The sequence below is a fragment of the Stutzerimonas kunmingensis genome (assembly GCF_002929225.1).
Taxonomy (GTDB): Bacteria; Pseudomonadota; Gammaproteobacteria; order Pseudomonadales; family Pseudomonadaceae; genus Stutzerimonas.
In genome coordinates, this window is the sequence record NZ_PISM01000022.1 from 514060 (window position 1) to 525681 (window position 11622).

11 protein-coding genes and 1 riboswitch are annotated in these 11622 nt (G+C 64.1%); of the genes, 6 read left to right on the forward strand and 5 right to left on the reverse strand.

Annotated features, from left to right (window positions below; all coding sequences use genetic code 11):
* Positions 1 to 26: 26 nt before the first annotated feature.
* The 3 genes from CW305_RS21560 to CW305_RS21570 are packed head-to-tail and all read right to left on the reverse strand — an operon-like array spanning position 27 to position 2401.
* Positions 27 to 836: an aldo/keto reductase gene (locus tag CW305_RS21560; protein ID WP_104098933.1), complete on the reverse strand. Its 810-nt coding sequence runs from the start codon at positions 834 to 836 to the stop codon at positions 27 to 29.
* A complete protein-coding gene (locus CW305_RS21565; RefSeq protein WP_104098934.1) occupies positions 833 to 2008 on the reverse strand; it encodes an NAD(P)/FAD-dependent oxidoreductase in 1176 nt (391 codons plus the stop codon). Before CW305_RS21565 ends, CW305_RS21560 begins: the two co-directional genes overlap by 4 nt.
* Positions 2009 to 2068: 60 nt before the next feature.
* Positions 2069 to 2401, reverse strand: a complete 333-nt coding sequence (locus CW305_RS21570) for a DMT family transporter (RefSeq protein WP_003301642.1) — start codon at positions 2399 to 2401, stop codon at positions 2069 to 2071.
* Positions 2402 to 2519: 118 nt separating this feature from the next.
* On the opposite strand from CW305_RS21570, the gene waaA reads away from it, so the two are divergent.
* The gene (gene waaA, locus CW305_RS21575) at positions 2520 to 3788 is read left to right on the forward strand and encodes a lipid IV(A) 3-deoxy-D-manno-octulosonic acid transferase (protein WP_104098935.1); all 1269 of its coding nucleotides are present in this window, start codon (positions 2520 to 2522) and stop codon (positions 3786 to 3788) included.
* 174 nt (positions 3789 to 3962) lie between these two features.
* On the opposite strand, the gene CW305_RS21580 is transcribed toward waaA, so the two are convergent.
* Positions 3963 to 5417, reverse strand: a complete 1455-nt coding sequence (locus CW305_RS21580) for a TolC family outer membrane protein (protein ID WP_023444877.1) — start codon at positions 5415 to 5417, stop codon at positions 3963 to 3965.
* Between the two features lie 175 nt (positions 5418 to 5592).
* Positions 5593 to 5699, forward strand: a riboswitch (TPP riboswitch).
* 100 nt (positions 5700 to 5799) lie between these two features.
* Here CW305_RS21580 and thiC point away from each other — a divergent pair.
* Positions 5800 to 7680, forward strand: coding sequence for a phosphomethylpyrimidine synthase ThiC (gene thiC / locus CW305_RS21585; RefSeq protein ID WP_104098936.1), 1881 nt, complete (start codon positions 5800 to 5802; stop codon positions 7678 to 7680).
* 71 nt (positions 7681 to 7751) lie between these two features.
* Here thiC and CW305_RS21590 read toward each other — a convergent pair whose 3' ends face one another.
* Positions 7752 to 8489, reverse strand: a complete 738-nt coding sequence (locus CW305_RS21590) for an RsiV family protein (protein ID WP_104098937.1) — start codon at positions 8487 to 8489, stop codon at positions 7752 to 7754.
* A 216-nt stretch (positions 8490 to 8705) separates the two neighbouring features.
* Between CW305_RS21590 and CW305_RS21595 the strand changes: the two genes are divergently transcribed.
* The 4 genes from CW305_RS21595 to CW305_RS21610 all read left to right on the forward strand — a co-directional run bounded on the left by CW305_RS21595 (position 8706) and on the right by CW305_RS21610 (position 11473).
* Entirely contained in the window at positions 8706 to 9323 is a 618-nt protein-coding gene (locus CW305_RS21595) for an NUDIX domain-containing protein (RefSeq protein ID WP_003301651.1), read from the forward strand.
* On the forward strand, positions 9320 to 9766 hold the full coding sequence (locus CW305_RS21600; protein WP_003301652.1) for a DUF1249 domain-containing protein: 447 nt from the start codon (positions 9320 to 9322) through the stop codon (positions 9764 to 9766). Before CW305_RS21595 ends, CW305_RS21600 begins: the two co-directional genes overlap by 4 nt.
* Positions 9767 to 9918: 152 nt before the next feature.
* Positions 9919 to 10731 carry a 3',5'-cyclic-AMP phosphodiesterase gene (gene cpdA, locus CW305_RS21605; protein WP_104098938.1) on the forward strand — a complete coding sequence of 271 codons (813 nt, stop codon included), beginning with the start codon at positions 9919 to 9921 and terminating at the stop codon, positions 10729 to 10731.
* A gap of 136 nt (positions 10732 to 10867) precedes the next feature.
* A complete protein-coding gene (locus CW305_RS21610) occupies positions 10868 to 11473 on the forward strand; it encodes a YqiA/YcfP family alpha/beta fold hydrolase (protein ID WP_041015874.1) in 606 nt (201 codons plus the stop codon).
* Positions 11474 to 11622: the final 149 nt, after the last annotated feature.

Genomic DNA, 11622 nt, shown 5'->3' on the forward strand with positions numbered 1-11622 from the left:
GGATGAACGTTGCCGCCAGGACCGTTTCAGTTGCCGGTCAGAACGGCAGCAGCAGTCCGTACGTTAGCCGTCAAATGCTGCGGATTGATAGTGCCGATGATCGCACCACTGACGCCGGGGTGGCTGAACAGCAGCTCGAAGCTGCGGCGCACCGGGTCTTCACCTGGCTTGAGGCAGGCGTGGCCGCTGGCCAGGGCTTTCTTGATCAGAATGCCCTTGCCGTGGGCTGCAGCGTAGTCGAGCACCGGTCGCTCGGCCTGCTCGTTGAGGTTGTAGGTGACCATCGCACAGTCGCCTTGCTGCAGCGCCAGCAGTCCGCCGTCCACGGTCTTCCCGGAGAGGCCGTAGCCGAGAATCTTGCCCTCGCGCTTGAGCTCGGCGAGGGTCTGGTAGACCTCGGCGTGCTGCAGGATGTCCAGATCGTTGCCATCGGAATGCACCAGCACCAGCTCGATGCGGTCGGTGCGCAGGCGCTTGAGGCTGCGTTCGACCGAAAAGCGCGTGTGCGCGGCGGAAAAGTCGAAGTGCGACTGGCCGTTCTCGAACTCCTCGCCGACCTTGCTGACGATCACCCACTCATCGCGTTGGTCAGCCAGCAACGGACCGAGCCGTTCTTCGCTGACGCCGTAGGCCGGGGCGGTATCGATCAGATTGATACCCAGATCGCGGGCCAGCGCCAGCAGCTGGCGAGCCTGGGCATCGTCGGGAATGGCGAAACCGCTGGGGTACTTCACCCCTTGATCGCGACCCAGCTTGACCGTGCCCAGACCCAACGGCGAAATGCGCAGGCCGGTGCTGCCCAGCGGGCGGTGCAACTCATGCAGCGTTGCACTCATGGCAGCAGCCCTTCCCAGAACGGGCCGGTCAACGGTGGTCGCGGCAGTTCCGGTAGCGCAGGATGCTGGCCGGGGCGAATGCCGTCGCGGGCGAGAGTGGCTTCGACGCGGTCGGAAAAGTCCGGTGACAGCGCCAGTTTGGTCGGCCAGCCGACCAGCAGGCGGCCCTGCTCGGCGAGAAAGGCATTGTCCGGACGGGCGAGGGCCGATTGCGCAGGCTCGGCGCGGTCGATGCGTAGCGTGGCCCAGTGCGCGGTAGACAGGTCGATCCAGGGCACCAGCTCGGCCAGTTCTTTCTTCGCCACGGCGATCTGGCTGGCTTCGTCGCGCGCCACGCCGTCGGCTTCGGCCAGATCGCCGCCGAGATACCAGACCCACTCGCCATCTGCTGCCGGATGGCTGGTCACGGTGATGCGCGGCTTGGTTCCGCCGCCCAGGCAGTGAGCGTAGAGCGGCTTGAGCGTCGGCGCCTTGACGATGACCATGTGCAGCGGGCGGCGCTGCATGGCCGGCTGTTGCAGGCCGAGCGAAGCGAGCAGCTCTGCCGTTCCGCCGCCGGCGCTGAAGACGATGCGCTGAGCGCGGATCTCGCGGCCGTCGACGCGCAGGCCGACCAGCTCTTCGCCATCGAGTAGCGGTTCGACCTGCTGGCCGGCGAGCAGGCTGTCGCCGGCCAGCTCGGCCAGACGGGCGATCAGGCTAGGCACATCGAGCACCAGTTCGCTGAGGCGGTAGACCTTGCCCTTGAATTTCGGGTGTTGCAGCGCGGGCGGCAGCTCGTCGCCCTTGACCTGGCCAACCCGCGAGCGCACTGCCTTGCTGGCGAAGAAGCTGGTGAGGTTGCCGGCCAGGGTGCCGGGCGACCAGAGGTAATGCGCATCGGAGAGCAGGCGCACGCCGCGGAGGTCCAGTTCGCCCTTGCCTTCGAGCGCCTCGCGCCAGCGCCGCGGCATGTCGGCGATGGCTTCGGATGCACCGGTGAGGGCGCCGCTCAAGGCGTATTTGGTACCGCCATGAATGATGCCCTGGGACTTCACGCTCTGCCCGCCGCCCAGCGTTCCCTTGTCCACCAGCAACGTGGCAAAACCTTGTCTGCGCAGGCGCGCGTTGAGCCAGAGGCCGGCGACGCCGCCGCCAACGATCAGAACGTCGGTGCTGAGGGATTCGGGCATGTGCAGACCTCATACGGGTAAACGGACGCGCAGTATAACTGCATGCAGTTCGCGGGGCGCTCAGTGGCCGGTGCTGTCGGAGAACAGCTGAATGACCACCACGCCAGCGATGATCAACGCCATGCCGAGCACTGCCGGCAGGTCCAGGTGCTGACGATAGATCAACGCCGCAGCGATGCTGACCAGCACGATGCCCAGGCCCGCCCAGATGGCGTAGGCGATCCCCACCGGAATGGTCTTCACCACCAGCGCCAGCATCCAGAACGACAGGCTATAGCCACAAATCACCAGCAACAGGGGCAGCGGGCGGCTGAAGCCGGCCAGGGCTTTCATCGAAGTGGTGGCGACCACTTCGGCGCAGATGGCGATGGCCAGGTAAACGTAACCGGACATGGGAAATCCTGATTGTGGAGTGGAAGGGGCAACTCCGTTCGGTCGCGTCCTCGTCGACTAGTTCGCCAGCCGTGGCGGTTGTGGCTCGCCGGCAGGCGGCTTGCTAAGCTCCGCGCCCATGAATCGCACCCTCTATACCCTGCTGTTCCATCTCGGTTTGCCACTGGTATTGCTGCGCCTGCTTTGGCGTGCCTGGCGCGCTCCGGCCTACTCCCGTCGTATCGGCGAACGTTTCGCCTTCGGCCTGCCGCCGCTTCGCCCGGGTGGTATCTGGGTGCATGCGGTCTCGGTCGGCGAAAGCATCGCCGCGGCGCCGATGATCCGCCAGCTGATGACGCGCTATCCGCAGTTGCCGATCACCGTCACCTGTATGACACCGACCGGCTCGGAACGGATTCAGGCGCTGTTCGGCGACAGCGTGCAGCACTGCTATCTGCCCTATGACCTGCCCTGGGCGGCGGCGCGCTTTCTTGATCGCGTGCAGCCGAAGCTGGCGGTGGTGATGGAAACCGAACTCTGGCCCAACCATATCCATCAGTGTGCCCGCCGCGGCATTCCGGTTGCGCTGGCCAATGCGCGGTTGTCCGAGCGTTCGGCGCGGGGCTATGCGCGTTTCGCCCGTCTGACCGCGCCGATGCTGGCCGAGCTGAGCCTGATTGCCGTGCAGACCGAGGCTGAAGCCGAACGTTTTCGCCAGCTCGGTGCGCGCGATGAGTGCGTCGAGGTGACCGGCTCGATCAAGTTCGACCTGACCATCGACCCGGCACTGCTGGCGCGGGCGACCGATTTGCGCCGCCAATGGGCGGCGCTGGAGCGGCCTTTGTGGATCGCCGCCAGTACTCACGCTGGCGAGGACGAGATCATGCTCGCTGCTCATCGCCAGCTGCTTGGCGAACACCCGCAGGCGCTGCTGATCCTGGTGCCCAGACACCCGGAGCGCTTCGCCTCGGTGTACGAGTCGGCGGTCAGGGACGGGTTTGTCGCCGTGCGGCGCTCGACGGGGGAAGTGGTCGACGCCGGCACCCAGGTGCTGGTCGGCGACACCATGGGCGAGCTGCTGTTTCTCTATGCGCTGGCGGATGTCGCCTTCGTTGGCGGCAGCCTAGTGCCCAACGGTGGGCACAACCTTCTAGAGCCCGCCGCGCTGGGCAAGCCGGTGCTCAGCGGCCCGCACCTATTCAACTTTCTCGAAATCTCCGCGCAACTGCGCGATGCCGGCGCCCTGCGCGAAGTGCAGGATGCCGTGCAACTGGCGCAAGCGGTCAGCGAACTCTGGGGCGATCCAAGCGGAGCTCAGGCGATGCGCGATGCCGGTCTCGGCGTGCTCAAGGCCAATCAGGGGGCTCTGGAGCGGTTGCTGGCGGGGTTGGGGCGGCTGCTCGGGTAATTAGCCGGGCGGATTCGGCGTCAGGTGGCCATGTTCGGCGCTGGATGCTTTTGTCGTTTTCCCGCCCCGGGCCGGGCAACTCAACACTAGAGTTGTCAGCCGCTGGGTGCTCGCACAAGTGCATGACGGTATCGCTAGGCTACCCGGCCGGTCATGCACCTGTTTTTCCGTCACTCAGTAATCGATCCGCACCGGCTGGCCGATGGTTTGCGGCAGATCCGGTGGCAGGAAGTCGGTGTCCGGGTTGTAGTCGGGCTTCAGGTAGGCCGCCAGCTGCTGCAGATCGTCCGGATTGAGCGTGCCGGCGGCCTGTTTCAGGCGCAGGTTGTCGAGGATGTAGTCGTAGCGGGCGTTGTTGTAGTCCCGCACGGCGCCATACAGGCGGCGCTGGGTGTCGAGCACGTCGACGATGTTGCGCGTGCCGACCTGATAGCCGATCTCCGTCGCCTCCAGCGCGCTCTGATTGGAGATGATCGATTGCCGGCGAGCCTCGACCTGCTCGATATCGGTGTTAACCGCTCGGTGCAGATTGCGTGTGGATTCGACCACCTGGCGACGCAGGCTCTCGCGCTGCTGCTCGCTCTGGCTGAGCTGGTAATAGGCCTCGCGACTCTGCGAAGTGGTCAGGCCGCCGCTGTAGAGCGGAATATTCAGCTGCAGGCCGATGCTGCGCTGCTCGACGTCACCGGTGTAGCGCGGCATGTCGAAGCCCGGGATGCTCTGGCTGTTGCTGAAGCCCAGTGCATCGTTGTCGCCCTTGCGATAGGACGCCACCGCATCGAGCGTCGGTGCATGGCCGGAGCGGCGCTGGCGCAGGGTTTCTTCCGCTGCGGTCACCGCGTAATTGACCGCCAGCAGGTTGAGGTTCTGCCGTGTTGCGGTATCGACCCACGCCTTGGCCTCGTTCGGCACCGGCGCCAGGACAGGCAGGGTGTGGCGGATGCCTTCGAGGGCGATATATTCGCGGTTGGTCAGGGTGTACAGCGCCTGGAAGGCGTCCTCGACCTGGCGCTGGGCGATGGACCGATTGGCGCGTGCGGTATCGAACCCGGCCTGGGCCTCGAGCACGTCGGTCTTGTCGGAAAGACCGACCTCGAAGCGTTCGTTGGCCTGGTCGAGCTGGCGCTTGAATGCAGCTTCCTCGGCTTTAACCGCCGCCAGATTGTCCTGGGCGCGCAGCACGGCGAAGTAGGCCTGGGCGCTCTGCAGGATCAGGTCCTGTTCAGCGATGGAGTATTCGATTGCCGCCTGCTCGCTCACGGCTTCCGCAGCCTTGAGCTGGAACCAGCGGTCGGCGCGGAAAATTGGCTGGCTCAGCGTCGCCTGATAGGCGGTGCCGCTGCGCGACAGCGAGGTGGAGCCCATGCTGGTGTCGACGTCCGTTTCGGTGTCGCTCAGCTCGGCGCCGGCACTGAGGTTGGGCAGCAGGCCGGCCCGCGCCTGCGGCACGATTTCCTGGCGGGCGCGAAACAGCGCGCGCGCCGCGGCCAGGTCGGCGTTGTTGTTGACGGCTTGCTGATAGACGCTGACCAGATCGGTCTTGCTGGCGAGGGGGATGGTCTCCTGCGCCCAGGCTGCTCCGGCGGTGAGGGAGGCCACGGCGAGAGCCAGGGGGAGTCTGCGCAGCATGTTGGGTCCATCCTGAATAGAGCTGAGGGGCAAGGCTAAGCGGCGGCTGACGGGGGGTCAAGGCGCGTGTGCGAGGCAACGTCAGATGCCGGTTGCGGACGGTCGGAATGACCGAACGGTCGACTACTTTCGCCCTTGGCATGGCGTTCGTACTGGCTCTTGATTAGACTCGATGGCGTTCTTGTCGGGGTGCCTTGAAGCGAAGGCTGAGATCGGAAAGTTCCGGATCCCGTTGAACCTGATCAGGTTAAGGCCTGCGTAGGGAACAAGATGTGCTCGCCAGTCGTTAGGCCAGCTCTCTCGGCGCCAGTTCCGGCGCACCCGATGCCCTTGCCATCCGTGTTTTCAGGTTCGCTCCGACAATTCTCTAGGAGCCAGCCTGATGCGTGTAGAACAACAGAACCTGAGTGAATCCGCCCAGGTCGACCAGCAGTCGATCCAACCCTTCCCGCGTTCGCAGAAAATCTATGTGCAGGGTTCGCGCCCGGATATCCGCGTACCGATGCGCGAGATCAGCCTGGACGTGACGCCCACGGACTTCGGCGGCGAGATCAACGCCCCGGTTACCGTCTACGACACCTCCGGCCCCTATACCGATCCGAACGTGCAGATCGACGTACGCAAGGGCCTGGCCGATGTGCGCAGTGCCTGGATCGAGGAGCGCGGCGATACCGAGAAGCTGCCGGGGTTGACCTCCGAGTTCGGCCAGCGTCGCCTGAACGACGCCGAGCTGACCGCCATGCGCTTTGCCCATGTACGTCATCCGCGGCGGGCCAAGCCGGGGCATAACGTCAGCCAGATGCACTATGCGCGCAAGGGCATCATCACCCCCGAGATGGAATACGTTGCCATCCGCGAGAATATGAAACTGACCGAAGCCCGCGAGGCCGGACTGCTCAAGGATCAACACGCCGGGCATAGCTTCGGCGCCTCGATCCCCAAGGAGATCACGCCGGAATTCGTGCGTGATGAAGTGGCCCGCGGCCGCGCCATCATCCCGGCCAACATCAACCACACCGAACTCGAGCCGATGATTATCGGCCGCAACTTCCTGGTGAAGATCAACGGCAATATCGGCAACTCGGCGCTGGGTTCTTCGATCGAAGAGGAAGTGGCCAAGCTGACCTGGGGCATCCGCTGGGGTTCGGACACGGTGATGGACCTGTCCACCGGCAAGCACATCCACGAAACCCGCGAATGGATCATCCGCAACTCGCCGGTGCCGATCGGCACCGTGCCGATCTACCAGGCGCTGGAGAAGGTCAACGGCGTGGCCGAGGACCTGACCTGGGAGCTGTTCCGCGACACGCTGATCGAGCAGGCTGAACAGGGCGTGGACTACTTCACCATCCACGCCGGGGTGCTGCTGCGCTACGTGCCGCTGACGGCCAAGCGCGTGACCGGCATCGTCTCGCGCGGCGGTTCGATCATGGCCAAGTGGTGCCTGGCGCATCACAAGGAGAACTTCCTCTACACGAACTTCGAGGAAATCTGCGAAATCATGAAGGCCTATGACGTCAGCTTCTCGCTGGGTGATGGCCTGCGTCCGGGGTCGATCGCCGACGCCAACGACGCTGCACAGTTCGGTGAGCTGGAAACCCTCGGTGAGCTGACCAAGATCGCCTGGAAACACGATGTGCAGTGCATGATCGAAGGCCCGGGTCACGTGCCGATGCAGATGATCAAGGAGAACATGGACAAGCAGCTGGAATGCTGCGACGAGGCGCCGTTCTACACCCTGGGCCCGCTGACCACCGACATCGCGCCGGGTTACGACCACATCACCAGTGGCATCGGTGCGGCGATGATCGGCTGGTTCGGCTGCGCCATGCTCTGCTACGTCACGCCGAAGGAGCACCTTGGTCTGCCGAACAAGGATGACGTCAAGACCGGCATCATCACCTACAAGATCGCCGCGCACGCTGCTGATCTCGCCAAGGGTCATCCGGGCGCGCAGATTCGCGACAACGCCCTGTCCAAGGCGCGCTTCGAGTTCCGCTGGGAAGACCAGTTCAACCTCGGTCTCGACCCGGACACCGCGCGTGCCTTCCACGACGAGACGCTGCCGAAGGAATCGGCCAAGGTGGCGCACTTCTGCTCCATGTGCGGACCGAAGTTCTGTTCGATGAAGATTACCCAGGAAGTGCGCGAATACGCCGCTGAGCACGGCCTGACCGACGAGCAGAAGGCCATCGAGGCCGGCTTCGCCGAGCAGTCCTCGCGTTTCAAGGACGAAGGCTCGGTGATCTACAAGCAGGTGTGACCGGCGAGGTGTGATCGACTGGCTGTAGACGACCCGAAGCGGGCTGGCATATACCGGCCCGCTTCGTATCCTCAGAGATATTCCGGCTTCAGAATGCCTTCCAGCTGTTCATGGGGGATGAACAGTTCAGGGTGCCCGCTCGAGTACGGCGCAATGCTGTACACGTCGTACTTGAGCAACACGCTGTCTTTCAGCAGCGCGATGTTTGCGGTCTGCTGGAAGGGCCAGAAGCCGGTGAACTCGGCGTCCTGGGCGTGGCCGTTCTCCACCAGCCAGCGTTGATGGGCCTGGCGCGCAACGCGCCAGAAGCTTCCCTCCTGCCCGGGGATCAGCAGGTCTTCGAGACGTAATTCCCGATCGGCCTCTCGGTCGTAGTTGATGAAGCCGCGACCGGGCATACCGTGGGCGCCACCGACATACAGATAGCTGGACAGCTCGACGACCAGGATGTCGCCGTGCTGCTCGCGCAGCTTGGCCTGCAGGTAGCTGCTCCAGCCCGGCTCGGCAGCGCGCAGAAACTCCTGCTGGTAACTCTCGAGCGAATCCGGCAGCCGATCATCCGGACCATTGATGGTCATCCGGCGCAGGCGCGCGTCGATCAGGTTGTTCAGTTCGGGTTCGTCGGTGAAGGTCAGGGTGTCGATGTTCACCAGCGGGCAGTCTCCGCCCTGGCAGCCCTGCGGGCGTTGCTCGGTGAGGTTCTGGCGCACCTCCACCGGGCTTTCGGAGGCGAGGTGCTGACAGCCGCTCAGCAGCACGACAAGGCTGCTCAGCAGGATCAGAGTGCGGATGGAGGCGGTTCGATTCATGGTTGGTCCAGGCATGGCAGTGCGCTTTCGATTGCCGAAGACACCTGAAGTTCGTGCGGCGCTGCAGGTGGAGCTTTCTTCGGCTACGGTGGTCTGCAAAGGGCTGCGCCAGCGACGATGCCGCGTTAGGATGGCGACGAAGCCGCTCACGTTGTGACGGTTGCAGTCGCCCGCCGTCACGTAAGGCGCGGTTCAAACCGATATGAGTAGTACCCGATGAGCGAGACCTTCAAGCCCGGACCGGATGATGTCCAGATCCTCCGACGAGAGCAATGCTTCAGCGGTTTTTACCGGCTGGAACGCCTGCACCTGCGTCATCGCCAGTTCAGCGGCGCCATGGGCGCGGAGTTGAGTCGCGAGCTGTTCGTGCGGCATGACGCCGTGTGCGTGCTGCCCTACGATCCGCAGCGCGATCAGGTAGTGCTTATCGAGCAGTTCCGCGTGGGTGCGCTGGGCAAGGTCGAGAACCCCTGGCTGATCGAGCTGGTGGCGGGGCTGATCGACAAGGACGAGTCACCTGACGCGGTGGCCCGGCGCGAGGCGGTCGAAGAAGCCGGTCTGGAGCTGGGCGAGCTGTGGCCGATCACCCGGTACTTCCCGTCCCCGGGCGGCAGCGATGAACAGGTGCATCTCTACATCGGTCGCTGCGACAGCGAAGGCGCACAAGGCGTCTTCGGTCTGGCCGAGGAAGGCGAGGATATCCGCGTGCATGTCTGGCCGCTGCAGCAGGCACTCCGCGCGGTCAACGAGGGTCGTATCGACAACGCGGCCAGCATCATTGCACTGCAGTGGCTGGCCTTGAATCGAGAGCAGGTGCGGGGGGCGTGGACATGAGAAAGACGCGCGAGCGATACCGAGTCGACCTGCTTGAGCTGCAGTCGGCCTGCGAGGCCAATTACCTGCGCCTGATGCGCCTGCTGCCGGGCATGCGTAACGGTTGCGACGCGCGCCGCATCGCCATCAGTCAGGGCGACATGTTGCTCGGTGTGCTGGTGCTCGAGGTGCTGGAGAGCTGCCCTTACACCACGACCTTGCAGGTCAGTCAGGAGAACTGCCTGACCTGGTTGCCGGTGCCGAAGATGGAGGTGCGGGTTTACCACGATGCGCGTATGGCCGAAGTCATTCGCGCCGAGAATGCGCGACGTTTCCGCGGCATCTATCACTACCCCAACGCGCAGATGCACCAGCCGGACGAGAAGAACCAGCTCAATCTGTTCCTCGGCGAATGGCTGGGCCACTGTCTGGCCTGCGGGCACGAGCTGGAACCGGTGCTCTGACCCCTTGCGCCATGCCTTGATAGCCTGATACTGCGCTTGATCCGCCCTGGATGCGCAGCGCTATTCTGTGATCCAAGCCCACATCCCGAGGTTTACCCCCCTGCCGGGCACCTACCATAATTCCGTTGCGATTTAGCTCAAGGAGAAGGGCATTGCCTGGTGCGTCCCTGACTGTTGAAGATTCGGTTCTGCTGGTGCAGCTTACCGACAGCCATCTGTTTGCCGAAGCGGACGGCAAGCTGCTGGGCATGAATACCTGTGACAGCCTGGAGCAGGTGGTCGAGCTGGCCATCGACGAGCAGCCGCGCATCGACCTGATCCTTGCCACCGGCGACCTGTCGCAGGATGGCTCGGTAGCGTCCTACCAGCGGTTCCGCCGGCTTGCCGAACGCATCGAAGCACCAGCGCGCTGGTGTCCGGGGAACCACGACGAGCTGGCAGCAATGCGTGAGGCCTGCCGTGGCAGTGCGCTGATGGAGCCGGTGCTGGAGATTGGCGGGTGGCGCGTGGTGATGCTCGATACGCTGGTGGCGGGCTCGGTGTTCGGCGTGCTGCGCAACGATCAGCTGGAACTGCTCGAGCGTGCACTGAGTGAGGCGCCGGACCATCACCACCTGATCTGTCTGCACCATCATCCGGTGTCCATCGGCAGTCGCTGGATGGATACCATCGGGCTGCGCAATCCAGAAGCCCTGTTCGAGGTGCTGGATCGTCACAGCAACGTGCGTGCATTGCTCTGGGGTCATATCCACCAGGAGTTCGATAGCTGGCGTAACGACGTACGCCTGCTGGCGTCGCCATCGACCGGCGTGCAGTTCGCCCCGCAGAGCGAAGACTTTCAGGTCGACAACGTCGCGCCGGGTTATCGCTGGCTGCGGCTATATGCCGATGGACAGCTGGAAACCGGAGTTTCCCGGGTCAGCGGTATCGAGTTCGAGATCGACTACAGCGTCAAGGGCTACTAACCCGGCTCTGCGCGCAGTGACACGCGCTGGCGGTACTTGCCTGCAGATACCCCGAGCCCACCCATCATGCCGCCGGCCTGCTTGCAGACGGCGGCAGGTGCCTTGTAGCCTTGCGGTTTTCCTACGAGCTGTATCCATGTCCAGCTATTCACCTTCGATTCTCTATATCCACGGTCTCAACAGCTCACCGGTCTCGCAGAAGGCCAGCCAGTTGTCCGCTGCGCTGGAGAAACTGGGCATGGCTGAACGCTTGCGGGTCCCCGCGCTGCACCATCATCCGCGTCAGGCCATCGCCCAACTCGAAGCATGCCTGGCCGAGCTCGGCCGGCCGTTGCTGGTCGGCAGCTCGCTTGGCGGCTACTATGCGACGCACCTCGCCGAGCGCCATGGCCTCAAGGCATTGCTCATCAATCCGGCCGTGACACCGCACCGCCGGTTCGATGGTTATCTTGGGCCGCAGACCAATCTGTATAGCGGGGAAGTCTGGGACCTCACCGACGATCATGTAACCGCCTTGGCGGAACTGGAAACCGCGCCACCACAGGATGCCGAGCGCTATCAGGTCTGGCTGCAGACGGGCGACGAGACGCTGGATTACCGTGACGCCGCGCAGTTCTATCGTGGCTGTGCACTGCGCATTCAGGCCGGTGGCGACCATGGCTTCCAGGGATTTGCCGAGCGTCTGCCGGCGCTGCTGGCCTTTGCCGGCTTCGAGCCGCAGGCATGGCTTGATCGGCTCTGAAGAGATGCTGATGCGCGGCGCAACGTTAGCGCGGCTGGTCGGCGGTCAGGGTGGTTTCGCGAACGCGGACCGGCCATTTCATTCCGGCGTTGCGCGGATTTCGCTGCCCGCAAGGGCTGATTCATTCAGAACATAAGGACAGTGCCAGA